Annotated in this window: 24 protein-coding genes; 9 read left to right on the plus strand and 15 right to left on the minus strand. The window is 68.3% G+C overall.

The genetic code is table 11. The features are described from left to right. The first annotated feature begins 144 nt into the window (after positions 1–144). Positions 145–1143 (plus strand): LLM class flavin-dependent oxidoreductase, encoded by a 999-nt coding sequence (locus tag EV283_RS03425; RefSeq protein WP_130322662.1) that lies wholly within the window; start codon positions 145–147, stop codon positions 1141–1143. A gap of 150 nt (positions 1144–1293) precedes the next feature. On the opposite strand, the gene nudC is transcribed toward EV283_RS03425, so the two are convergent. From nudC to EV283_RS03440, 3 genes are read right to left on the minus strand one after another with little or no spacing between them, the layout of a single operon-like run. Then, a complete protein-coding gene (gene nudC, locus EV283_RS03430) occupies positions 1294–2172 on the minus strand; it encodes an NAD(+) diphosphatase (protein ID WP_130323882.1) in 879 nt (292 codons plus the stop codon). A gap of 5 nt (positions 2173–2177) precedes the next feature. Continuing rightward, positions 2178–3530, minus strand: a complete 1353-nt coding sequence (locus EV283_RS03435; RefSeq protein ID WP_130322663.1) for a serine hydrolase domain-containing protein — start codon at positions 3528–3530, stop codon at positions 2178–2180. Then, a complete protein-coding gene (locus EV283_RS03440; RefSeq protein ID WP_130322664.1) occupies positions 3527–4591 on the minus strand; it encodes an A/G-specific adenine glycosylase in 1065 nt (354 codons plus the stop codon). The genes EV283_RS03435 and EV283_RS03440 overlap by 4 nt, the downstream gene beginning before the upstream one ends. Positions 4592–4617: 26 nt before the next feature. Here EV283_RS03440 and EV283_RS03445 point away from each other — a divergent pair, with 26 nt between their 5' ends. The 7 genes from EV283_RS03445 to EV283_RS03475 all read left to right on the plus strand — a co-directional run bounded on the left by EV283_RS03445 (position 4618) and on the right by EV283_RS03475 (position 13398). Then, positions 4618–5181: a DciA family protein gene (locus EV283_RS03445; protein WP_130322665.1), complete on the plus strand. Its 564-nt coding sequence runs from the start codon at positions 4618–4620 to the stop codon at positions 5179–5181. After that, on the plus strand, positions 5181–5846 hold the full coding sequence (locus EV283_RS03450; RefSeq protein WP_130322666.1) for a thioredoxin domain-containing protein: 666 nt from the start codon (positions 5181–5183) through the stop codon (positions 5844–5846). Before EV283_RS03445 ends, EV283_RS03450 begins: the two co-directional genes overlap by 1 nt. 26 nt (positions 5847–5872) lie before the next feature. Beyond that, positions 5873–6613: a thioredoxin domain-containing protein gene (locus EV283_RS03455; protein ID WP_130322667.1), complete on the plus strand. Its 741-nt coding sequence runs from the start codon at positions 5873–5875 to the stop codon at positions 6611–6613. Between the two features lie 262 nt (positions 6614–6875). After that, entirely contained in the window at positions 6876–10262 is a 3387-nt protein-coding gene (locus EV283_RS03460; protein WP_130322669.1) for an AAA family ATPase, read from the plus strand. Then, on the plus strand, positions 10259–10501 hold the full coding sequence (locus EV283_RS03465; protein WP_130322671.1) for a hypothetical protein: 243 nt from the start codon (positions 10259–10261) through the stop codon (positions 10499–10501). Before EV283_RS03460 ends, EV283_RS03465 begins: the two co-directional genes overlap by 4 nt. A gap of 223 nt (positions 10502–10724) precedes the next feature. Beyond that, the gene (locus EV283_RS03470) at positions 10725–11975 is read left to right on the plus strand and encodes a putative DNA modification/repair radical SAM protein (RefSeq protein ID WP_130322673.1); all 1251 of its coding nucleotides are present in this window, start codon (positions 10725–10727) and stop codon (positions 11973–11975) included. 31 nt (positions 11976–12006) lie between these two features. After that, a complete protein-coding gene (locus tag EV283_RS03475; protein ID WP_130322675.1) occupies positions 12007–13398 on the plus strand; it encodes a UdgX family uracil-DNA binding protein in 1392 nt (463 codons plus the stop codon). A gap of 135 nt (positions 13399–13533) precedes the next feature. On the opposite strand, the gene EV283_RS03480 is transcribed toward EV283_RS03475, so the two are convergent. After that, positions 13534–14331 carry an aldo/keto reductase gene (locus tag EV283_RS03480; protein ID WP_130322677.1) on the minus strand — a complete coding sequence of 266 codons (798 nt, stop codon included), beginning with the start codon at positions 14329–14331 and terminating at the stop codon, positions 13534–13536. A 93-nt stretch (positions 14332–14424) separates the two neighbouring features. On the opposite strand from EV283_RS03480, the gene EV283_RS03485 reads away from it, so the two are divergent. After that, the gene (locus EV283_RS03485; protein ID WP_130322679.1) at positions 14425–15057 is read left to right on the plus strand and encodes a DedA family protein; all 633 of its coding nucleotides are present in this window, start codon (positions 14425–14427) and stop codon (positions 15055–15057) included. On the opposite strand, the gene EV283_RS03490 is transcribed toward EV283_RS03485, so the two are convergent. From EV283_RS03490 to EV283_RS03540, 11 genes are all read right to left on the minus strand, one after another. Next, a complete protein-coding gene (locus EV283_RS03490) occupies positions 15054–15755 on the minus strand; it encodes a DJ-1/PfpI family protein (RefSeq protein ID WP_130322681.1) in 702 nt (233 codons plus the stop codon). The two genes, EV283_RS03485 and EV283_RS03490, sit on opposite strands and share 4 nt — an antisense overlap. Positions 15756–16305: 550 nt before the next feature. Further along, positions 16306–16812, minus strand: a complete 507-nt coding sequence (locus tag EV283_RS03495) for a hypothetical protein (RefSeq protein WP_130322683.1) — start codon at positions 16810–16812, stop codon at positions 16306–16308. Positions 16813–16843: 31 nt separating this feature from the next. Then, positions 16844–17380 (minus strand): demethoxyubiquinone hydroxylase family protein, encoded by a 537-nt coding sequence (locus tag EV283_RS03500; protein WP_056411780.1) that lies wholly within the window; start codon positions 17378–17380, stop codon positions 16844–16846. Then, positions 17377–17859: a disulfide bond formation protein B gene (locus EV283_RS03505; protein ID WP_130323884.1), complete on the minus strand. Its 483-nt coding sequence runs from the start codon at positions 17857–17859 to the stop codon at positions 17377–17379. Before EV283_RS03505 ends, EV283_RS03500 begins: the two co-directional genes overlap by 4 nt. 20 nt (positions 17860–17879) lie before the next feature. Then, positions 17880–19274, minus strand: coding sequence for a S41 family peptidase (locus tag EV283_RS03510; protein ID WP_130322685.1), 1395 nt, complete (start codon positions 19272–19274; stop codon positions 17880–17882). Between the two features lie 135 nt (positions 19275–19409). After that, positions 19410–20582: a peptidoglycan DD-metalloendopeptidase family protein gene (locus EV283_RS03515; protein ID WP_130322687.1), complete on the minus strand. Its 1173-nt coding sequence runs from the start codon at positions 20580–20582 to the stop codon at positions 19410–19412. Between the two features lie 3 nt (positions 20583–20585). Beyond that, positions 20586–21008, minus strand: a complete 423-nt coding sequence (locus tag EV283_RS03520; RefSeq protein ID WP_130322689.1) for a 23S rRNA (pseudouridine(1915)-N(3))-methyltransferase RlmH — start codon at positions 21006–21008, stop codon at positions 20586–20588. A gap of 18 nt (positions 21009–21026) precedes the next feature. Beyond that, a complete protein-coding gene (rsfS, locus tag EV283_RS03525) occupies positions 21027–21434 on the minus strand; it encodes a ribosome silencing factor (protein ID WP_055873704.1) in 408 nt (135 codons plus the stop codon). A 1-nt stretch (position 21435) separates the two neighbouring features. Next, the gene (locus EV283_RS03530) at positions 21436–22050 is read right to left on the minus strand and encodes a nicotinate-nucleotide adenylyltransferase (RefSeq protein ID WP_242615764.1); all 615 of its coding nucleotides are present in this window, start codon (positions 22048–22050) and stop codon (positions 21436–21438) included. After that, on the minus strand, positions 22047–22331 hold the full coding sequence (locus EV283_RS03535; protein WP_082445033.1) for a type II toxin-antitoxin system RelE/ParE family toxin: 285 nt from the start codon (positions 22329–22331) through the stop codon (positions 22047–22049). The genes EV283_RS03530 and EV283_RS03535 overlap by 4 nt, the downstream gene beginning before the upstream one ends. Beyond that, the gene (locus EV283_RS03540) at positions 22328–22582 is read right to left on the minus strand and encodes a hypothetical protein (RefSeq protein ID WP_130322693.1); all 255 of its coding nucleotides are present in this window, start codon (positions 22580–22582) and stop codon (positions 22328–22330) included. Before EV283_RS03540 ends, EV283_RS03535 begins: the two co-directional genes overlap by 4 nt. Between the last annotated feature and the right edge of the window lie 6 nt (positions 22583–22588).

Raw genomic sequence — 22588 nt, forward strand, 5'->3', positions numbered from 1 at the left:
CGCCCCCGCCCGGCCCAAAGCCCCGTCATCCTGACGAAAGTCAGGATCCAGAGCCAAGGAGGGCATCGCCCGTAACCCTGGATCCTGACTTTCGTCAGGATGACGGGGGTGGATAAGCTACCGCTCGGTACCTATCTCTGACGTATGACACGCTATTCCCTGCTCGATCTCGTCCCCGTCGTCGAAGGCGGCACCGTCTCCCAGGCGCTCGCCAACGCCGCCGATCTCGCGCGCCATGCCGAACGCGTCGGCTTCCAGCGCTATTGGGTCGCCGAACATCACGGCATGACCGGGATCGCCTCCGCCGCGACCGCGGTCGTGATCGCGCACATCGCCGCCGCGACCAGCACGATCCGCGTCGGCTCGGGCGGCATCATGCTCCCCAACCACGCGCCGCTGACGATCGCCGAGCAGTTCGGCACGCTCGACGCGCTGTTCCCCGGCCGGATCGACCTCGGCCTCGGCCGCGCGCCCGGTTCGGATCAGCGCGTCGCGCGCGCGATGCGCCGCACGCTGGAAACCGACGCCAACGCCTTCCCGCAGGACGTGATGGAGCTGCAAAGCTATTTCGCGAATGACGGCCAGACCGGCATCGTCGCCACGCCCGGCGCGGGCGCGGACGTCGACATGTGGATCCTCGGCTCGAGCACGTTCGGCGCGCAATTGGCAGCGGCACTCGGCCTGCCCTACGCCTTCGCGTCGCATTTCGCGCCCGATGCGCTCGACGCCGCGCTCGCGATCTACCGCCGCGATTTCCGCCCCTCCGCACGGCTCGCAAAGCCGCATGCGATGGCCGGGTTCAACGTCTTCGCCGCCGACACCGATGCCGAAGCCGAACTGCTCGCCAGTTCGCAGCAGCAATCGTTCGTCGCGCTGCGGACCGGCAACCCCCGCCAGCTGCCGCCACCGGTTGCGGGCTACCGCGAGTCGCTTGGCGCGCAGGGCAACCAGATCCTCGGGCATGTCCTGCAATGCTCGGCGGTCGGCAGCCCGTCCACCGTCGCACGCGGCATCGCGGCGTTCGTCGAACGCACCGGCGTCGACGAGGTGATGGTGACCAGCGCGATCTACGACCACGAGGCCCGCAAGCGGAGCCTGTCGATCACCGCGGATGTGATGCAGGATCTGAAGATCGCCGCGTAATTTACCCGCGCGCCACCCGTTACCACCACCCCGGCGAAGGCCGGGGCCCAATTGGAAAGGTTGGCGTAACGAAGCGCGGTCCTCAGTTACGACCGTCCCCCAATTGGGCCCCGGCCTCCGCCGGGGTGGTGCCGGGAGTAGGGGCTAACCCTACTCCCCCGCCCATTCCTTCAACAACGTATACGCAATCGCATAGGGCGGCGGCGGCAGGAACGGCCCCTCCTCCCCCCGCAGCACCGCGCGCACCATCTCGCGCGGCACCCACATCGCGTCCTCCAGCTCGTTGGTATCGAGCGTGATCGCATCGTCCTCGGCTTCCGCGACGCACGCCATCATCAGCGACGACGGAAACGGCCAGGGCTGGCTCGCGATATAGCGCACCTTGCCGACGCGCACGCCCGCCTCCTCGACGATTTCGCGCGCGACCGCTTCCTCGATCGACTCCCCCGGTTCGAGGAACCCGGCCAGTGCCGAATAGCGCCCCGCCGGCCACCCCTTGCCGCGCCCGAGCAGCGCGCGCCCGTCATGCTCGGCGATCATGATTACCACCGGATCGACACGCGGGAAATGCTCGGTCGCACACGCCGGACATTTGCGCGCCCAGCCAGCCCGGAACACGTCGGTCGGCGACCCGCATTTCGCGCAAAAGCCATGCCGGACATGCCAGTCGATCAGGCTGCGCGCCGCCGCATAGGTCGCCGCCTCGCCCGGCGCCAGCGCACCCAGCACCGACATCAGCGCGGGCGATCGCATCGCCGGCGCGGTATCGACCCGCATCCCCGCCAGCAGCGCGGTGAAATGCGGCCGCCCGCTCTCGTCGAGCCCGAGCAGGATCGGTTCGGCATCCTCGGGCATATCTGCCATCGACGTCCACGCCAAATGCCCCTCGTCGGTCACCCCCGGCAGCAGCCCGTCGAGCACCAGCAGCCGCGCGCGCCAGTCGCTCCGCGCCGCCGCCAGCGCCTCGGCATCGTGCCGCATCGCATCGACCCGGTCGAGCGTCCCGCCCGTGAAACCCGGTGCCTCCATCACGCTCATCGGCGCAACCTCGCCGCATCCTGCATCAGTGCCGCTACCACCTGGTCCCGCAGCGGAATCCGGTCCGCCGGGAAGTAATTGACCATCACATTGCCGCGCGACCGCTTGAGCGGATCGACCCACGCGATCGTCCCCGCCGCACCGCCCCAGGCATAGGTGCCCTTGCCCGGGCCATTCGGCGTCGTGGCGAGCACCACCGATCCACCCGCGCCAAAGCCCATGTTGCTGCCCTTCGTCCCCCCGGTACCACCGCTCACGCCGCCATAGGTGACGCCCGCGGGCAACAGGTTCGAGGTCGCCAGCGCGATCGTCTCGGGCTTCATCACGCGCACGCCGTCGAGCGTGCCGCCGTTCTGGATCATGTGCAGGAACCGGTCGTAATCGCGCGCCGACATCACGAGGCCCGCGCCGCCATAGGGAAAGCTCGGCTTCTGCAGGAACACCGACGTCGCGGCGGGATCGAGCGGCGTCCGCGTGTCGCCGACAAACGCATAGTTCGTGGCCAGCCTGCCGACCTCGCTCTGCGGTACCTGCCAGAAGCTCGACTTCATCTTGAGCGGATCGAACAGCCGCGTCTGCACGAACCGTTCGAAGCTCATGCCGCTCGCGACCTCGATCACGCGCCCCATCACGTCGAGCCCGATCGAATAGCTCCACTTGGTGCCCGGATCGGCGATCAGCGGCAGCGTCGCGACACGGTTGGCGAACTCCTCCAGCGATGTCGGCCGGACTAGCCGCATCTTCTCTTCCATCGCCGCATTGACCGATGCCGGCAGGATGCCGCGCCGCTCATATTCCTTGAGCAACGCCCCCTTGGTGATGATCGAATAACCGAGCCCTGCGGTATGCGTCAGCAAATTGCGGATCGTGATAGGCCGCGTCGCCGGGCGCGCGTCGAGCGACGTGTCGGGGCTGATCGCCACCTTCATGTCCTTGAACGCTGGGATGTACTTGCTGACCGGATCGTCGAGGTTGAGCTTGCCGTCCTCGATCAGCATCATCGCCGACATGCCGGTGATCGGCTTGCTCATCGAATAGACGCGCCACAGGCTGTCCGGCCCCGCCGCGGGTGCGCCCGCATCGTCGCGGATCCTGCCCGCTGCCGGGAACAAGGTCGGGCCGTCGCCGACGCCGAACGCGCCGACGATCCCCGGCATCTTGTCCTGCGCGACATAGCCGTCGAACAGCGCGGTCGTGGCGGGCAGCAGCGCCTTGACCGGGATCGTCATCCGCGGCGTCGGTCGGGCCTGCGGGCTGACCTGCGGCCGTGGCTGCGCCTGTTGCGCATAGGCGGTCGCGGCAGCCAGCGCGGCGAGGCCGCCTGTCGAAATCCAGTGCACCAGTTTCATGCAGCTCTCCGTATGGCCCAGTTTCGTATGGCTTGGCCGGCTTTTGCGAAAACGGTCGGGAGCCCGGCGGTATCCAGGTCGTCGATCGGCCACCATTCGCTTGCCGTTGGAACGCGGGGTTGATGCGCCTCGACCGTCGCCACCGCAAGCGTCAGTTGCAGATCGAAATGGGTGAAACCATGCGCGACGGTCGCGTCCAGCATCCGCCAGTCCGCCTGCGCCGGCGCGTCCTCGAACCCGGGTGGGCCGTCGCCCCAAGGCCCGGTCGGCAACGCGCGCATCCCACCAAGCAGCCCCGTATCGGGCCGCCGCACCAACAGCACCTGCCCGTTGCGCTCCAGCCAGAAGATCGTGCCGAAGCGTTGCGGCTTGGCCGCCTTCTTCGCCTTGACCGGCAAGCGCTCGGGCGCGCCCTGCCTGAACCCCTCGCAAAACGCACGGATCGGGCAGAGCAGGCATTTCGGACTGCGCGTCGTGCACGTCCCCGATCCCAGATCCATCATCGCCTGCGCGAAATCGCCCGCGCGCGCGTCGGGCGTGATCGAGTCCGCCGCCACCCGAATCACCGGCCGCGCACCCGGCAGCGGCGTCTCGATCGCAAACAGCCGCGCGACCACGCGCTCGACATTCGCATCGACCACCACCGCGCGCTCGCCGAACGCGATCGCTGCCACCGCCGCTGCGGTATACGCGCCCAGCCCCGGCAGTTCGCGCAGTTCAGCCTCGGTCCGCGGAAACACGCCGCCATGCTCAGCGACAACGGCCTTGGCCGCCTTCACCAGATTGCGGGCGCGCGCATAATAGCCGAGCCCCGCCCACGCGGCCATCACCTCGGCATCGTCCGCCGCCGCGAGACTCGCGAAATCCGGCCACCGCGCGGTCCACGCCAGGAACCGCGGCGTCACCGCGGCGACCGTCGTCTGCTGCAACATCACCTCGGACAGCCACACCCGGTACGGATCGACCGCCTCACCAGGCCTGGCGCGCCACGGCAGGTCGCGGCGATGCGCGTCGTACCAGTCGAGAAGGGCCGTCGAGACCGAAGAGCGCTTGGCGTTCACGCGTCGCCTATGGCATGGGTTTGCGGATGAGCAAGCCGCCCGTTTCCCTGCCTAAAGTTGCGACGCCCAAGTCGGCGACGAAGCGCATAAGAGGCAAGACCGATCCTGACGCCCCGCGCGAGAACCGCTCGCGCGCGGTCGCCGAGCTGCTGCCCGCGATCGGCGGCGCGGCGTTCCGGCGATTCGGCTTCGTCCAGTCGTCGATCGTCAGCCGCTGGCCCGATATCGTCGGCGCCAAGCTCGCGGGCGCCAGCACCCCCGAATCGATCCGCTTCCCGCTCGGCAAGAAACAGGACGGCGTACTCACGCTCACCGTCCGCGGTGCGCACGCACCGATGATGCAGCACATCGCGCCCGAGATCATCGAGCGCGTGAACCGCTTCTTCGGCTACGCGGCCATCGTGAAGGTCGCGATCCGCCAGGGCGACGTCGCCGCCCCCGCACCGCGCCGCGCCCCGCCTTCGATCCGCCCGGTCCCCGTCGATCTCGGTGCGAGCCTGAAGGGCATCGCCGATCCGGAACTGCGCGCCGTCCTCGAATCCCTCGCCGCCGGAGTCGCCTCGACGCACGGCCTTCCCAGGATCAACTGATGCGCGTCCTCCTTGCCGTCTTCGCCCTCTTCCTCCTGACCGGCGCCGCGCCGAAACGCGACTGGTCGCAGACCGCGCGGATCCTCCCCTCGGGCGCCTATCTGATCGGCAACCCCGCCGCGCGCGTGAAGCTGGTCGAATATGCCAGCTACACCTGCTCGCACTGCGCCGATTTCTCGGTGAAGTCCGAACCCGTATTGAAGCGCCAGATGATCGCATCGGGCTCGACCAGCCTCGAGGTCCGCAGCTTCATCCGCGACCGGCTCGATCTCGCGGCGGCGATCCTCGCGCGTTGCACCGGTCCCAAGGGCTTCTCCGCCACCTCGTCCGCGATCTTCGCCGCGCAGCCGCAATGGCTCGAGCGCGGGATCGAGTATCAGCAGGGCAACGCCGCGCGGCTCGCCATGTACCCGGCCGCCGCGCAGGTCCGCGCCAACGCCGACGGCTCGGGGCTGACCGCGATGGTCAAGGCGCGCGGGCTATCCGACGCGGCGATCGACGCCTGCTTCGCCAACCAGCCCGAGATCGACCGGATCGTCAAACTAACTGCCGACGCGCCCAAGGAGATCGACTCCACGCCGACCTTCTACCTCAACGGCAAGATCGTGCCCCATGTCGGCTGGGCCCAGCTCGAACCCGTGCTCCGCAAGGCCGGCGCCCGCTAATTCATCCGATCCACTGGAGTACCCCCATGAAGTTCCTGACCACGCTCGCCGTCCTGCCGCTCGCGCTCGCCGCCTGCTCGAAGAATGATTCCACCGGCAACGTCGATGCGCCCGCCGCGGCACCTGTTGCGGCCGCCGCCGCGCCTGCCGGCCAGAACTGGACCGAGACGGTCGTGAAGACCCCCGAGGGCTATCTGATGGGCAACCCGAATGCGGCCATCAAGCTCGTCGAATATGGCGCGCGCTCCTGCCCGACCTGCGGCGCGTTCGGCCGCGAGGCGTACAAGCCGCTGACCGAGAAATATGTCTCGACCGGCAAGGTCAGCTTCGAATTCCGCGACTTCCTCGTCCACGGCGCGCCCGACGTCGCGCTGACGTTGCTCGGCCAGTGCGGCGGCGTCGCGCCGTTCTTCCCGATCCTCGAGCAGATGTACGGCAACCAGATCGCGTTCCTCGACAAGCTCCAGGCGATGACGCCCGCGCAGCAGCAGGAACTCGCCAACCAGCCGCCGACGGTGGTCGCGACTAAGCTCGCCGAACAGATGGGCGCGATCGATTTCGTCAAGCAGCGCGGGATCCCGGAAGCCAAGGCGCGCGCCTGTCTCGCCGACCAGAAGCAGCTCGAAGTGATGGCCAAGCCCACTGAAAACGCGATGCAGGCGGGCACCGTCACGGGCACGCCGACCTTCCTGATCAACGACAAGAAGCTCGACCAGGTCGTGAGCTGGGATCAGATGGAGAAGGCGCTGAAGGCGGCCGGGGCGTAAGCTAACCCCTTTCCCTCCACCCCGGCGAAGGCCGGGGCTCAATTGGAAAGGTTGCAGTAACGGAGCGCGACCTCCGTTAGCACCGTCCCCCAATTGGGCCCCGGCCTCCGCCGGGGTGGCATTGCGGCGACCCACGCGCACTCCCCCCTTGTTCTCCCGCGAAGGCGGGAGCCCAGTCTGGGTCCCCGCCTTCGCGGGGACACAAATTTTGCGGTTAGGTCAGGGCTAGGATCAACACTCAGCCATCGGGGGAGGCGCAAAAATGCAGATCAAACGCCTCCGCATCACCGGCTTCAAGAGCTTCGTCGACCCCGCCGATCTCCGCATCGAACCCGGCCTCACCGGCGTCGTCGGCCCCAACGGCTGTGGCAAATCGAACCTCCTCGAAGCGCTCCGCTGGACGATGGGCGAGGCCAGCGCCAAGTCGCTGCGCGGCGCGGGCATGGACGACGTCATCTTCGCCGGCACCGCCACCCGCCCGCCGCGCGACTTCGCCGAAGTCTCGATCCTCGCCGAAATAAGCGGAGACGAACGCGAGATCGTCCGCCGGATCGAGCGCGGCGCCGGCTCCGCCTACCGGATCGACGGCCGTGACGTCCGCGCCAAGGACGTCGGCCTCCTCTTCGCCGACGCCGCCACCGGCGCGCACAGCCCCGCACTCGTCAGCCAGGGCCGGATCGGCGCGGTCATCGCCGCCAAGCCCGCCGACCGCCGCGCGATGCTCGAGGACGCCGCCGGGATCGCCGGGCTCCACGTCCGCCGCAAGGACGCCGAGGGCAAGCTGCGCGCCACCGAAGCCAATCTCGCCAAGCTCGACGAGATCATCTCCGACCAGGACGCACGCGCCGCCACGCTGAAACGCCAGGCGCGCGCCGCCCAACGCTACCGCCTGATCTCCGCACAGATCCGCGTCGCCGAGGCGCGCACGCTCTTCGCCCGCTGGCGCGACGCCGCCACCGCCGCCGACGCCGCCAAGGCCGAAGCCACCGTGGCCGATACACACGTCCGCGCCGCCGCCGACGCCGAACGGAGCGCTGCGACCGACCAGCACCGCGCCATCGAAGCCGTCGCCACCGCGCGCGCCGCCGCGCTCGCCGCGCGCGACCAGGCCGGCGACCTCGCCCACCAACTGGCCACCCTCAAGACCGAGAAGACCAGCGTTGCGCGCAGGGTCGCCGACCTCGCCGCTGCCCGCGCCCGCATCGCCGACGATCGCGCACGCGAAGGCTCGCTCGCCAGCGACGCCGCGGCCGCACTCGCGGCGCTCGCCGACGAAGCCAGGACCCTCGACACCGCGATCGCCGACGCCACCGCCGCGCGCCCCGATCTCGACGTCGCGCTGGCCGAAGCCGAACGCGCCGCCCGCGATGCCGAAGTCTCGCTAGCCCAGGCGCTCGCCACGCAAGCCCGCGACGCCGCCGAAGTCCGCGTCGCCACCGCCGCACTCGCCGCCGCCCGGTCCCGCGCCGACCGCACCGATCGCGACGCCGCGCAGATCGCCGCCGCGCTCCGCACGCTCGGCGACCCTGCCCCGCTGGCCGCAGACCGCGAGGCCGCCGCGGAAGCCCGCCGCGACGCCACCGCCGCCGCGGACGCCGCACGCCATGCCATCACCCGTGCGGACACCGACGAAGCCGCCGCCGTCACGAGCCGCGACACCGCTGAGACCGCCTACGCGACCGCCCGCGCAAACCTCGCCGCGATCGACAGCGAAATGGCCGCGCTCACCAAGGCCACGCGGCACAGCGGACGCGATCGTCTGCTCGACCATGTCTCGGCAAGCGCCGGCTACGAACGCGCGCTGGCAGCCGCGCTTGGCGACGATCTCGATACCGGCCTCGACGCCTGGGCCGGCGCCGCACCGCGCACCGACGATCCCGCAGCCCCCGACAACGCCACCCCACTCGCAGCGTATATCGATGCGCCCCCCGCGCTCGCCCGCAGGCTGGCGCAGGTCTTCGCCGTCGACACCGACAAGGGACAAGCCCTCGCGGTCGGGCAGCGACTCGTCACCGGCGACGGCGTCTTACGCCGCTGGGACGGGTTCACCGCAACCGGCACCGGCGCGGCAGCGGCGGAACGGCTCGTCCGCCGCAACCGCCTCGCCGCGCTCCAGACCGAACGCCCCGCCGCGGCCGCAGCGCTCGACCGCGCCGAGCAGGCACGCGCCGCAATCGACCACCAGATCGCCGAAACGCGCCGCCAGTCGCAGACCGCCCGCGCCGCGCTGCACCGCGCCGAAACCGCCGCGCGCGATGCGGCCCGTAACGAAGACCGCGCCGCCGCCGCGCTCGAACGCCTCGCCGCCCAACGCGCCGATCTCGACGTTCGCGCGCACCGCATCGCCGACGACGTCGCCGATTCACATGCCGAGCGCGCCCGTGCCGGGGCCGCGATGGCCGCCATCCCCGACGGCACCGCCAACGCGCGCCTCGTCGCCACGCTCCAATACGACGCCGAACGCGGCCGTACCGCAGTCGCGCAGGTCCGCGCCGATCGCACCACGCTCGACCGCGGCATCGCCACCCACCGCGAACGCCTGTCCGCAGCGCAGGCCGACACGCGAAGCTGGCACGCGCGCGCCGGCGAGGCCGCCAGGCGCATCGCCGACATGGACGCACGCGAGAGCGCGCTGAGCGTCGATCTCGCCGCGATCGCCGATCGCCCCGCGCACCTCGACCGCGACATCGCCACGCTCAACGACGCGCATCGCGACGCCCGCGCCGCCGCCGACGCGCTGCTCGCCACCGAACGCGCCGCCGAAGCCGCCGCGCGCGCCGCCGATGATGCGCACCGCGCCACCACCGAAGCTCTCGCTGTTGCCCGCGAAGCACGCGCCGGCGCCATCGCGCGCGTCGAAAACCACGAAGCCCGCCGGCTCGATCTCGGCAAACTCTCCGGCGAACGCTTCCAGTGCCCCGCCCCCGTCCTCCCCGAACGCCTCGTCTTCGCGGTCGCCGACGTCCGCGCCCCCGCCGAAGAGTCCGCGACGCACGACCGCCTCGTCACCGACCGCGAACGCATCGGCCCGGTCAACCTCGTCGCCGAAACCGAACTCGCCGCCCTCGAAGACGCGTCGCGCGGCAACGCCGTCGAGCGTGACGAACTCGGCCAGGCGGTGAGCCGTCTGCGCGGCTCGATCGGCACGCTCAACCGCGAGGGCCGCCAACGCCTGCTGGCCGCGTTCGAGGCGGTGAACGGCCATTTCCAGCGTCTCTTCACCACGCTGTTCGACGGCGGCAGCGCACATCTTGAACTGGTCGATTCGGACGACCCCCTTGAGGCGGGGCTCGAGATCATGGTCCAGCCGCCCGGCAAGCGACTGCAATCGCTCACGCTTTTGTCGGGCGGCGAACAGGCGCTCACCGCGGTCGCGCTGATCTTCGGCCTCTTCCTCACCAACCCGGCGCCGATCTGCGTCCTCGACGAGGTCGACGCGCCTCTCGACGATGCCAATATCGAACGCTTCTGCGACCTGCTCGACCGCATGTCCCGCGACACCGACACGCGCTACCTCGTCGTCACGCACAACGCCGTCACGATGAGCCGGATGCACCGCCTGTTCGGCGTGACGATGATCGAACGCGGCATAAGCCGCCTCGTATCGGTCGACCTGCAAGCCGCGACCGGGCTGATCGCGACCGGATGATGCACGATACCGGCCGGCAATTTTGCGCGATATTTTCGCCGTCACCGCGCTATAATGAGATCATGTTCCTGGACGACTCCAGCATCTGGCCGCGCAAGGAGGAGCTTCCTCCAAAGAAGCCCGTCTATCGCCATGAAAAGGCGCTTACGCGGCTGATCTTCGTCTATCTCGTTTTGCTGCTGATCCTTCCCGTCAGCCTCGGCGGCATGGTCGATCTGATCCGCTATTTGTTCGACTGAACGAGCGCTGTCCTACACGCTGTCGTCCTGACACCATGCGACCGCTCGCCCCCGAAATACCGGGGCAGCATCCCTCGTGCAGAAACGCTCCCAGCGTCTATACTTCCTATACTTCACTCTGACGCCCCGACCGAGAACCACGCCGCTTCAGCGACATAGCGGCATGCCGGCAAGTTGATCTCCATCACTCGACACCTTCCATCACGGAACGTAAGACGAACGAATGGCCCAACTCGACACCCGCGAAAAGCTCGAGATCCTCGCCGATGCGGCGAAATACGACGCGTCCTGCGCGTCGTCGGGGACCGCGAAGCGCAATTCGAAGGACGGCAAGGGGCTCGGCTCGACCGAGGGCATGGGGATCTGCCACGCCTACGCCCCCGACGGCCGCTGTATCTCGCTGCTCAAGATCCTGCTGACCAACAGCTGCATCTTCGACTGCCATTACTGCATCAACCGCAAGAGCTCGAACGTCCGCCGCGCGCGCTTTACCGCGAAGGAAGTCGTCGACCTGACGATCGCCTTCTACAAGCGCAATTATATTGAGGGCCTGTTCCTCTCGTCGGGCATCATCGCCTCCTCCAACTACACGATGGAGCAGATGGTCGAGGTCGCGCGGAGCTTGCGCGAGGATCATCATTTCCGCGGCTATATTCACCTCAAGACGATCCCCGACGCCGACCCCGAGCTCGTCCACCAGGCGGGGCTCTACGCCGATCGCCTGTCGATCAATGTCGAACTGCCGACCGCGAACGGGCTGAAGCGCCTTGCCCCCGAAAAGGACGGCGTCCGCATCGAGACCGCGATGGCGGAAGTGAAGACGTCGATCCTCGACGGCAAGGATGCCAAGGCCAAGTACAAGTCCGCGCCGCGCTACGCCCCCGCCGGCCAGTCGACGCAGATGATCGTCGGCGCCGACGCCGCGACCGACGGCGACATCGTGCGCAAGGCGTCGACCTTGTACGACCGGTTCGGCCTGCGCCGCGTCTATTATTCCGCGTTCAGCCCGATCCCCGATGCGAGCGCCGTCTTGCCGCTGCAACGCCCGCCGCTGATGCGCGAGCACCGGCTGTACCAGTCCGACTGGCTGATGCGCTTCTACGAATTCCAGCCGCACGAGGTGGTCGCGGCCGCCGACGACGCCACCGGCATGCTCCCGCTGGATATCGACCCCAAGCTAGCCTGGGCGCTCAAATTCCGCGGCTCCTTCCCGGTCGACGTCAACCGCGCCCCCCGCGAGATGCTGCTCCGCGTCCCCGGCCTCGGCGTAAAAGCGGTCAACGGCATCCTGACGAGCCGCCGCTGGCGCCGCCTCCATCTGGCGGATGTCGCGCGCCTGACGGTGTCGATCGCAAAGCTCCGCCCGTTCATCACCGCCGAGGACTGGCGCCCGGTGGTACTCTCGGACACCGCAGACCTCCGCCCGCTAATCGCCCCCAAGCCAAAGCCCAAGCAGATGGAAATGTTCGCGTGACAGCGTATTTCTCCCCACACAGGGGAGGGTGATGCGCGTCGTAACGCTTAGCGAGCCCGACGATTTCGACGGCTGGCGTGATGCAGCGCGTGGTCTGGTCGCCGAGAACGTGCCGCCCGACGACGTCGTCTGGCAGGTCGGCGACGAACCCGTCGACCTGTTCGCGACGGTCGCCGAACCTGCTCCCGCCCCAGCCCCCGGCGCCTTCTCCGTCCCCCGCGCCTTCCTCGATCTCGCCCGCAGCGCAATCTTAGGCAGCGATCCCGAGCGGTTTGCGCTGCTCTACACGCTGCTCGCCCGCCTGCGCCGCGAGCCCAAACTGATCGAGGACCGCGCCGACCCGCTTGTCCGCCGGCTCGACCGGATCGCCAAGGACGTCCGCCGCGACATCCACAAGATGCGCGCGTTCCTTCGTTTCCGCGAGGTCGAGGACGACGGCGCACCGCGCTTCGTCGCGTGGTTCGAGCCCGACCACCACATCGTCCGCGCCAACGCCGCGTTCTTCGTCAACCGCTTCGCCAGCATGCGCTGGTCGATCCTGACGCCCGAGGTCTCGATCCACTGGGACGGCAAGGCGCTCTCGGAAGGCCCCGGCGCCAGCAAGGCCGACGCCCCCGACGGCGATCCGACCGAGGAGGTGTGGAAGACCTATTACGCCAGCACCTTCAACCCGGCGCGCGTGAAGATCGGCGCGATGCTGAAGGAGATGCCCAAGAAATACTGGAAGAACATGCCCGAAACTGCGTTGGTGCCGGGCCTACTCGCGGCGGCGCAGGCACGGGAGAGCGGGATGATCGCGAGAGCGCGCGACACGGTCGGCGGCAACAGCCTGATTGCGTGGGAGGCGCTGCGCGACGAGGCCGCCGGCTGCACGCGCTGCCCGCTCTACAAGCCCGCGACGCAGACCGTGTTCGGCGAAGGCCCCGTCGATGCGCCGCTGATGTTCGTCGGCGAACAGCCGGGTGACCAGGAGGATATCGCCGGCCGCCCGTTCGTCGGCCCCGCCGGGCAGATGTTCGACAAGGCGATGGCGGAGGCCGGCGTCGACCGGTCGCGCGCCTATGTCACCAACGCGGTGAAACACTTCAAATTCGAACAGCGCGGCAAGCGGCGGATACATGCCAAGCCGGGGGCCGGCGAAATCGACGCATGCCGTTGGTGGATCGAGCAGGAGCAGATGCTGATCAAGCCGAAGGTGACGGTGGCGCTGGGCGCGACGGCGGCGCGGTCGCTGTTCGGCAAGGTGATGACGATCGGCCGGGAGCGCGGGCGGGCGCTGCAACTGCCGGATGGTGGCGAGGCGTGGATTACGGTGCATCCGAGCTATCTGCTGCGCTTGCCCGATCCGGCGCAGGCGGCGGAGGAATACGCTCGGTTCGTCGAGGATCTACGGGTGGTCGGCGGGCGGCTAGCGGAGCTGTAACCCCACTCCCGCGTCATCCTGACGAAAGTCAGGACCCAGGGTTACGAGCGCAGCAATATTTGGCTCTGGATCCTGACTTTCGTCAGGATGACGAGGGGGCGGTATCTTAGGGAAAAGCACCTATCGCCCCACCCATCACATCGCGTTTGGCTCTGGCCCCAATCGGCCGGCCGGATCGTCGAGCGCCTCGATCGCGGCCATGTCCCACTCGTCCAGCGTCAGGTCCAACGCGGCGAAGTTATCCGCGAGATGCTCCGCGTCCGACGCCTTCGGGATTACGGAGAAGCCGTTCGCCAGGTGCCACGCCAGGATCACCTGTGCCGCGCTCCGGCGATGCTTGTCCGCGACCCGGACGATCGCTGGATCCTGCAACAGCGTCTTGCCCTGCCCAAGCGGGCTCCAGCTTTGCGTCACGATGCCGTGCGCTTCGTGATAGGCGCGCTGCTCGCGCTGCTGGAAGTTCGGGTGGAGTTCGATCTGGTTGACCGCGGGCGTCACGCCGGTCGCCGCGACGATCGCGTCGATATGCTCGGGCAGGAAGTTCGATACGCCGATCGATTTCGCCTTCCCGGCATCGCGCAAGCCGATCATCGCCTTCCATGCGTCGACGAACCTGTCCTGCTTGGGCACTGGCCAGTGCATCAAGTACAAATCAACCGACTCGACGCCCAGTAGCGCCAGGCTCTCGTCCATCGCCGCTTCGGGATCGCCCTGCTGGTCGTTCCAAAGCTTGGTCGTCAGGAACGCGTCCGACCCCTTGTAGCCATCGCCGACGCCGCGTTCGTTGTCGTAGACCGCGGCGGTGTCGACCAGCCGGAAGCCGATATCTAGCCCAGAGCGGACGATCGCCGCCACCTGGCTGTCGGGGATCTGCCACGTGCCCATGCCAAGCTGTGGCATGGAGCGGCCGTCGTTGAGTGTAAGGTCTGTCATGCCGCACCAGCGAACGAGTCGTGCCGCGGTTCCGATGGACGGGATCGGTTTAGGGGTTCCCTTCGTCGCCCGGTTCGCGCAATCGACCGGGCCATGTTCGAAAAGATCCTGGCCGTACTGGCCACCTTCACGATCGGCGTCATTTCGTCGGGTGGCTATGTCGGCATCGCGTTGCTCATGGCGATCGAGAGCGCCTGCATCCCGCTGCCGTCCGAGATCATCATGCCGTTCGCCGGCTATCTCGTCTCGACCGGGCGGTTCGACCTGTATCTCGCCGCCACCGCGGGCGCGATCGGGTGCAATCTCGGCTCGATCGTCGCCTACGAGATCGGCAAGCGCGGCGGCCGCCCGATGGCCGAGCGCTGGGGCCGGTACCTGCTGATCGGCCCAGGCGAGCTCGACGCGGCGGACCGGTTCTTCGCACGCTGGGGTTCGATGGCGGTCCTGATCGGACGGCTCCTCCCCGTGATCCGCTCGTTCATCGCCTTCCCCGCGGGCGTCGCGCGGATGAAACTGGTGCCGTTCCACATCTATACCTTCATCGGATCATGGCCGTGGTGCTTCGGGCTCGCCTGGGTCGGCATGAAATTGGGCGACAAATGGGACAGCGATCCCCGCGTGAAGGCCGCGTTCCACAGTGCCGACCTGCTGATCGGCGTGGTCCTGATCGCGCTCATCGGCTTCTACATCTGGCACCGGGTCCGCGGCTTGAAGCGTCACCCTTAAGCGTCCCGGGCGTAACCCCGGCGCCTCGCCAACGCGCGCAGATCGTCGTCGCGCGTCGGGACGAGAGACTGCACGCGGCGCTGATATGTCGCGACAAGGTCCGGGCCAGCACGGCCCGGTGAGCCACTGTCGAACGATGGTGCAGGATCATATTCGAGCGCAAGCTGCACCGCGCGGGCATGCGCCTCGCCGCGGATCATCGCCGTCAGCGTCAGCGCGAAGTCGATCCCCGCGGTGACGCCGCCGCCGGTTACCCGGTTGCGATCGACCACTGTCCGCGCATCGACGGGGATCGCGTTGAACAGCGTCAGCATATCGCGCTGCGCCCAGTGGCACCCCGCGCGAAAGCCATCGAGCAGACCCGCAGCGCCCAGGATCAGCGATCCGGTGCAGACGCTCGTCACCCATGTCGCCTCCCCACCGACTCTTGCGACCCAGGCCATCGCTTCGTCGTCGGCGATCACGGCGTTGGTCCCGAACCCGCCGGGCACGCAGAGTATGTCCGCGTACGGCACGTCGGCAAAGGTCGCGGTCGGCAGGATCGAGAAGCCGGCATCGGTGGGCACCGGGTCGAGCGTCTTCCACACAAGGTCCAGCCGCGCGTTGCCGAGACGCGAGAGGACCTGCGCAGGCCCGGTCAGGTCGAGCTGAGTCACGTTGGGGAAGAGCAGGAAGGCGATGTGCAGGGGTTTGGTCATGCTCATGGTCCCGTCCGTAAGTGTCTGGAATCAATGGCCGCGCGCGAGTGAAGTATAGGAAGTATAGACGCACGCGCAGCATCGTTTTCGGGTCGTGATGCACGCTGGGCGGCGGGGTAGAGGATCGGGTTTGGGGAGAGTGCGGCCGTCATCCGGGGAGCATGTCATGTCCTGTGGTTGTAGGACAGCAGGGGCGAGGCGCGTGGCGGGGCGCCGGGCGGATGGCGAGTGGCGGGCTGGGGATCTCGCTGGTCCGGGGAAAGACCCGGTGGAGTCACTGCGGGACCGTTTGGGACCGGGCGGTCGTGTGCGACTGGCGTCGGCCGTATCGTGGGAGACCCCAGCTTTCGCTGGGGTGACGGATTGGGGGGGCGGGGTGACGGGTGGCGGTGGCGGGCGGAGGTGACGGGTGGGACGAATAGGACGGGGGAAACTTCAGAAGCAGGTCGCTCTCGCTCTATTCCAGCATTCGAGCGCCCCCTCCCCCCAACGCCGTCATCCCAGCGAACGCTGGGATCTCTCCGTTCAGGCCCCGACCCGACCTAACAACTCAGGGAAGAACAGGTACTTCTGCGGCGCGCGTCTTGTTCTCCAGGCGCGATTCCTTGACGCGCTGGTTGAAGCAGCCCGAGGCGCCGCCTGGGCCAACCGCCGAACAGCTGCCGATCGTGTTGACGCCCGAGCCTGCGTCGAGTGTACCCTGCGCCTTGGTTGCCCAGCTGGCGTTCTCGGGGGTTACGACGAACTCGCGGAGTTCCTTCGGGACCCGGTACTGCTCCTGCGCGCTGCGGCGGACGCAGACGACGATCTCTTCGCCATTCTGGTTGGTCGGGCAGCGCTCGTTGCCAAACAGCGTGAGGACGCCGTTGATGGGCGCGCTACGCGAGACTTCGCCGGGGGCGGAGACGGGCTTGGCCTTGCCCGTGGCGCCGGGCAAGGCGGGCGCCAGCGTCGGCGCCTTGGCAGGCACTTGCGCCAGCGTCGGCGGTGCAGGGCGCGCGGTCTGCGCGACCGCGGGGCCGGCGACGAGCAAAGCCGCCGCAAAAAGCATCTTCATACGCATCACTCCCACGCGTTTGGTACGCTTGTTATATTCGCTTCGCCGTGGCGATCGCGACCTTGCAGCCCAGCCGGATCATCGCGCTGAGCACCGGATAACCCGGCGTCTCCTCCGCGCCCGCGGCAATCGCGGTATTCTTGTGCTCGAGCTCCTCGGCCTGGAAGTCGAGGATGGCCGCTGATAGCTCGGGATCGCTGGCGCCAAGCTGAACGAGCTGTTCCTCATAATGCTTGTCGATCTCGGTCTCGACCGCGGCGGTGCACGCCATCGCCGCGCGCGGGCTGATCGCCGCGGTCACCGCGCCGAGCGCGAAGCCCGCGACCTTCCAGATCGGCTGGAGCACCGTCGGCCGCACGCGGCGCTCGACGATCATCCGGTCGAAGAACGCGCGGTGGCGTTCCTCCTGCTGCGCCATGTGGTGAATCGATCGCGACGCCGGGTGGCGATCGCCGAGCACCGCCAACTGGCCCGCATAGATCCGGATCGCGCCATATTCACCCGCCTGGTCGACGCGGATCATCGAATCGGTCGCGCGCTTGGCGTCGCCTGGCTTCCAGCTGCTCATTTCGTCTTCCTCATGAGGGCGAATATGGTGAACGCACCGGCGAGGGAAAAGATGGCGTTGAAGCCCGCGAGCGAGATTCCGAACAGCTTCCACTGCGGCGAATCGCAGCGGACCATCGGCGCGTTCATGATCGCGGCAAGGCGCTCGGCAGCGGTGGTGCCGGCCATCGAGACGGTCGTGGTGCAGGCGGTGAATCCATTCCACCAATGATATTCGACGCCGGCATGCGCGACGCCGATCAGCCCGCTGAGCCCGATCAGCAACGCGGCGATGAACACCAGCGACGCGCGGAGCGATCGCCCGGGGACGAAGAACGTCGCGCCCGCGATCAGCACCGCGGAATAATGCGGCCAGCGCTGCCAGTGGCACATCTCGCACGGATACAGGCCGCCGAGATATTGCGAGCCGAGCGCGCCGAGCAGCAGGAACGCCGGCAGCAGCAGCGCGATGGCGCGCGCGATCTCTTCGTTCTTGGTCATGCCAAGCCCGCGACGCACGCTCACTTGCCGGGGACCTTGGCTGAGTCGGGTGCGGTCGGATCGGGCTTGATCGGGCGCGGCTTGGTCGCGGCGGCGACCTGTGCGGCGCCGCCGAGGCGCGCGACGGTCTTCAGCGCGTAATAGAGCTGGAAGTCGTCGATGCCCTGCTTCTTCAGCTGCTCGGGCGTCTGCGCGAAGCGGGGATCGGTCTTGGTATCCTCCTCGAGCACCGCATTGTCGGCCTTCACCTCGTTGATCAGGTGCTTGCGCAGGTCCGCCTCGCGGAACACGGGGCGCGACTTATAGTCGGGATCGGTGAGCTGCGGCACCTTGATGTCGGGCTCGATCCCGCCCTCCTGCACCGAACGGCCCGATGGCGTGAAGTAGCGCGCGGTCGTCAGGCGGAGCGCGGTCTCGGGGCCGAGCGGGAGCACGGTCTGGACCGAGCCCTTGCCGAAGCTGCGCTCGCCCATGATCAGCGCGCGGTGATGATCCTGCAGCGCGCCGGCGACGATCTCGGACGCGGACGCGGTACCGGGATCGGTGAGGACGACGACCGGCAGGCCGTGCGCGTCGTCGCCGGGCTTGGCGTAATAGCGTTCGATATCGGTCTTCTCGCGGCCGCGCTGCGAGACGATCTCGCCGTGGTCGAGGAACGCGTCGCTGACCTCGATCGCCTGGGTAAGCAAGCCGCCGCCATTCTCGCGCAGGTCGACGACATAGCCGAGCGGGCGGTGGCCGAGCGACTTGTCGATCGCCATGATCGCCGCGCGCGTGTCGGCGCCGGTATTCTCGCTGAAGGTGTTGATGTTGATATAGCCGACATTGCCGCGGACTTCCCACTTCACCGGCTTCTGGACGATGATCTCGCGCGTCATCGTCACGTCGAGTGGCTTATCGCGGCCGGGACGGACGAGGCCGAGCGTGATCCGGCTGCCGGGCTTGCCGCGCATCTTGCCGACCGCCTCGTCGAGCGAATCGCCGTAGATCAGCTTGCCGTCGATATGCGTGATATAGTCGCCGGACTTGACACCGGCGCGCGCGGCGGGGGAGTCCTCCTGCGGGGCGACGACCTTGATCGCGCCGTCCTCCATCTGCACCGTCAGGCCTAGGCCGCCGTAATTGCCCTCGGTCATGATGCGCAGGTTTTCATAGTCGAGCGCGTCGACATACGAGCTGTGCGGATCGAGGCTGGCGAGCATCCCCTGGATCGCGCCCTTGATCAGCGTCTTGTCATCGACCTTGTCGACATATTCCGCCTTCACGCGGTTGAAGACGTCGAGGAACTGGTCGAATTCGCGATAGGTGTCGGTGTCGACCGCCGCCATCGCCGAGGTGGCCAGTGGTATCAGCGTCAGCGCGCCGACGATGGCAGTCGCGGAGAGGATCGGGGTACGCAGTATAGGACGAGGCATCGATGGTCCTGCAACCTGAGAAGTGACGGTATCTTAGCGTCGTAACGGCGTAGCGTAGCCGAGCGTCGGCGGCAACGCGCGCGGAGCAAAGGCGGGTCGGTGTTCATGCGGGCTGACGCGGACCGCTTTGGTCGATCAGCGCGCGCCCATCAGCGACGCGAGATCGACGGGGCGGCCCCGGCGGCGGAGCTCGACGGTGATGCGCGGGTCCTCGCGGGGGGCAGTGCCGAGCGGCGCGCCCATCGCGACGCGGTCGCCGGGCTTGGCGTCGGTCGCGGCGAGGCCGGTGACGAGGCTGGTCCACCCGTCGGCGTGATCGATGATGACGATGACCCCATAGTCGCGGAACCGGCGGGCATAGCGGATCGTCCCCGCGGCGGGCGCGACGACACGCGCGCCGGGGGCGGTGGCAAAGGTCAGGCCGCGCGACCGGACGCCGGCATCCGAAATTTCGTCGAAGCCGGTGAGAAGCTTGCCCGCCACCGGCGCACGATACACGCCGCGCGGCGGCGGCGGGGGAGTCGTGCCGGGGGCGATCGGGCGTGGCAGCGGGCCGGCGAGCGCGACCAGGCTGGCGGCGGTCGCCTTGGCGTTGGTCGTGGCCGTCATCCCGTCGACCAGGTCGCGCGCGCGTTCGCCGAGCGCGAGCGCGCGGTCCGACTCGCTGATCGCCCCCCGACCCAGCGACTGGCTGCGTTGCCGGTGGCGGGCCTCCAGGGTTGCCAGCGCGAGACGGTCGCTCTCCAGACGCGCGCGACCGTCGGCGAGCGCCTTGGCGGCGAGCGCGGCGCTGGCCTGCAACCGGCGCGTCTCGGCCAGTTCGGCGCGAACCGCTTCGGTGCGCTGGCGGACGACGGGCAACGCGCTGCCGAGGACCGCGCGAACATGGACCAGATCGGCGACCGATCCGGGCTGCGCGACGGCAGCGATCGTCGGGCGGCGGGCGAGCGACTCTAGCGCGGCCAGCAGGCGGGCGACGGGGGTCTGTGCGCGGCCGAGCCTGGCGCGCTGATCGGACAGCAGCCGATCGACGAGCGTCACGCGCGCACTGGCGGTCGCGAGGTTTGCTTCGGCGGCGGTCACGCGCGCGGCCAGCGCCTGCTCCTCGCGGCGGGCCTTGTCGGCGGCATTGCGCTCCTGGGCGGCAGCGGCGGCGAGCTTGGCGGCGCGGGCGGCGGCGATCGCGGCATCGCGCTTGGTCGCTACCAGCCGTTGCTGCTCGGTCGCGATTTCCGGCGCGTCAGTCTGCGCGGTGACGCCCGCCGCCGCGAACAGCGCCGCGATCGCGAGAACGCCCCCTAGCCTCATGCATCACCCTTCGCGGTGATAGGGGTGATTGGCAAGGATGCTGGTCGCGCGGAAAAGCTGCTCGGCGAGCATCGCACGCGCCAGCAGATGCGGCCATGTCGCACGGCCGAAGGAAAAGAGCAGGTCGGCCTCGTCGCGCGCGGCATCGTCGAAGCCGTCGGCAGCACCGATCATGAACCGCGCCTCGCGCACGCCGTCGTCCCGCCACCGCTCGAGCTTATGCGCGAACTGCGTCGAGGAGAGCGTCTCGCCCTTCTCGTCGAGCAGGATACGCTTGGTCTGGTCGCCGACGAGCGGGATCTTGCCGCCGGTGTCGGGAAGCTCGCTGACCTTGGTCGGCCAGACGATCCGCTTGAGATAGCGGTCGACGAGGTCCGCCTCGGGCGACCGCCCGATCCGTCCGCGGGCGACGATGTGGAGCAGCATCGCCGCCTCGGGGTCGGTTTAGTCTTCGTCGGTGAATGTCGGCATCGCCGGCGGCGTCGGCGCATCGCCGAATGCCCACATCCGCTCCAGATTGTAGAAGCTGCGGACTTCGGGGCGGAACAGGTGGACGATGATGTCGGTCGCGTCGATGAGAACCCAGTCGGCGGTCGGCAGGCCTTCGATCTTCACCGGGCGCTTGAACTCGGCCTTGATCCGCTCGGCCAGCTTCTGCGCCATCGAGGCGACCTGGCGGGTCGAACGACCGCTGGCGATCACCATGTAATCGGCAATGCTGGTCTTGCCCGCGAGCGGGATCGAGATCGTCTCGACCGCCTGGTCGTCGTCGAGCGACGCGAGGATCAGGCGATGCAGCGCCTCAACCTCTTCGGGGTCGGTCGCGCGAGGGGCAGTAGGGGAAGTGGCCAAGTCAGCTCCTGGGTAAAACTACCGGACCAGCAAAGTGCTGGACCCAGTCGGGATTTTTGGCACGAAGGCCGGTTGCGGAGGTCGGGTCGGGTCGGAAGCGCAACAGCACAAGGGCCGGCAATCTCCACGTCGTCCAGCTCTTCGCATGGTCTGTGCGCCGTTGGAAGCGCCGCAGCCAACCCATCGCGGGGGCCGCGAGGGCGCGCCCGTCATATCCCGGCCGCGCGATTACCGCAATCGGAACCTCGCGGGCGATCTGGCGCCAGTTCTTCCACCGGTGGAAGTCGGCGAGATTGTCGGCGCCCATCAGCCAGATGAAGCGGACCTTGGGGTAGCGCCGCTTGAGCTTTCGGATCGTGTCGAGCGTGTAGCGGGTGTGCAGCCGCGACTCAATATCGGTCGCGCGGATCGGCGCGCGCCGCGCCATGCGCCGCGCAGAGGCGAGCCGCGCGGCCAGCGGCGCCATGTCACGCGCGGCGTCCTTGAGCGGATTGCCGGGAGACACCAGCCACCACGCCTCGTCGAGCGCGAGCGCGTCGATTGCCGAAAGCGTGATCCCGCGATGGCCACGATGCGCAGGGTTGAACGACCCGCCGAGAATGCCGACGTGGGTCACGGATATTTTCGCCAGTTCTCCCGCGCATGAAACGCTCGGAGGATTTCGACGCCATGGGGAACGATGCGATAGATCAGGACATAGTCGGTTTCGGGCACACGCCATTTTCGTTCGTCGCGATCGACGACCGGACCTGCAGCGGGAAAATCGGCCAGGAAATTGCCCGCGGCGATCGCAGCGCGACCGACCAAATCGGCGTAGTCGTGATCGTGTCGTGCATTGAAATCATCGATCCGCGCTAGATCGATCCGCGCAAGGGCCGCCCAACTCGTGCGGCTCATCCTTGCCGTCGAGCAGCGACACGCTCTTCGAACCAGGTTTCCATCTCTTCCTGGCTGATCAGTTCGCCGCGATCGGCGGAGTCTATTCCGGCCTGGATGAAAGCGCGCATATCGGCATGATGCTGGGCCGCCTCCCGGATTGCCTCGGCTGCGAACTCTTCGCCGGTGATACCGCGATACTGCGCGAGTTCCTCGACCATCGCGAAGGTGGCTGGATCGAGCGGAGTCGTGATCGAGACGGACGCGTTCATGGCTTC

Source organism: Sphingomonas sp. BK036, from assembly GCF_004216825.1.
GTDB lineage: Bacteria > Pseudomonadota > Alphaproteobacteria > Sphingomonadales > Sphingomonadaceae > Sphingomonas.

Coding starts and splice junctions, on each gene's coding strand:
- EV283_RS03475 (WP_130322675.1), top strand. CDS start 12,007: ATGCGCGTCGTAACGCTTAGCGAGCCCGACGATTTCGACGGCTGGCGT.
- EV283_RS03450 (WP_130322666.1), top strand. CDS start 5,181: ATGCGCGTCCTCCTTGCCGTCTTCGCCCTCTTCCTCCTGACCGGCGCC.
- EV283_RS03495 (WP_130322683.1), bottom strand. CDS start 16,812: ATGAAGATGCTTTTTGCGGCGGCTTTGCTCGTCGCCGGCCCCGCGGTC.
- EV283_RS03490 (WP_130322681.1), bottom strand. CDS start 15,755: ATGACCAAACCCCTGCACATCGCCTTCCTGCTCTTCCCCAACGTGACT.
- EV283_RS03435 (WP_130322663.1), bottom strand. CDS start 3,530: ATGAAACTGGTGCACTGGATTTCGACAGGCGGCCTCGCCGCGCTGGCT.
- EV283_RS03500 (WP_056411780.1), bottom strand. CDS start 17,380: ATGAGCAGCTGGAAGCCAGGCGACGCCAAGCGCGCGACCGATTCGATG.
- EV283_RS03485 (WP_130322679.1), top strand. CDS start 14,425: ATGTTCGAAAAGATCCTGGCCGTACTGGCCACCTTCACGATCGGCGTC.
- EV283_RS03455 (WP_130322667.1), top strand. CDS start 5,873: ATGAAGTTCCTGACCACGCTCGCCGTCCTGCCGCTCGCGCTCGCCGCC.
- EV283_RS03425 (WP_130322662.1), top strand. CDS start 145: ATGACACGCTATTCCCTGCTCGATCTCGTCCCCGTCGTCGAAGGCGGC.
- EV283_RS03510 (WP_130322685.1), bottom strand. CDS start 19,274: ATGCCTCGTCCTATACTGCGTACCCCGATCCTCTCCGCGACTGCCATC.
- EV283_RS03445 (WP_130322665.1), top strand. CDS start 4,618: ATGAGCAAGCCGCCCGTTTCCCTGCCTAAAGTTGCGACGCCCAAGTCG.
- EV283_RS03535 (WP_082445033.1), bottom strand. CDS start 22,331: ATGAGCCGCACGAGTTGGGCGGCCCTTGCGCGGATCGATCTAGCGCGG.
- EV283_RS03515 (WP_130322687.1), bottom strand. CDS start 20,582: ATGAGGCTAGGGGGCGTTCTCGCGATCGCGGCGCTGTTCGCGGCGGCG.
- EV283_RS03465 (WP_130322671.1), top strand. CDS start 10,259: ATGATGCACGATACCGGCCGGCAATTTTGCGCGATATTTTCGCCGTCA.
- nudC (WP_130323882.1), bottom strand. CDS start 2,172: ATGGAGGCACCGGGTTTCACGGGCGGGACGCTCGACCGGGTCGATGCG.
- EV283_RS03540 (WP_130322693.1), bottom strand. CDS start 22,582: ATGAACGCGTCCGTCTCGATCACGACTCCGCTCGATCCAGCCACCTTC.
- EV283_RS03520 (WP_130322689.1), bottom strand. CDS start 21,008: ATGCTGCTCCACATCGTCGCCCGCGGACGGATCGGGCGGTCGCCCGAG.
- EV283_RS03480 (WP_130322677.1), bottom strand. CDS start 14,331: ATGACAGACCTTACACTCAACGACGGCCGCTCCATGCCACAGCTTGGC.
- EV283_RS03470 (WP_130322673.1), top strand. CDS start 10,725: ATGGCCCAACTCGACACCCGCGAAAAGCTCGAGATCCTCGCCGATGCG.
- EV283_RS03460 (WP_130322669.1), top strand. CDS start 6,876: ATGCAGATCAAACGCCTCCGCATCACCGGCTTCAAGAGCTTCGTCGAC.
- EV283_RS03505 (WP_130323884.1), bottom strand. CDS start 17,859: ATGACCAAGAACGAAGAGATCGCGCGCGCCATCGCGCTGCTGCTGCCG.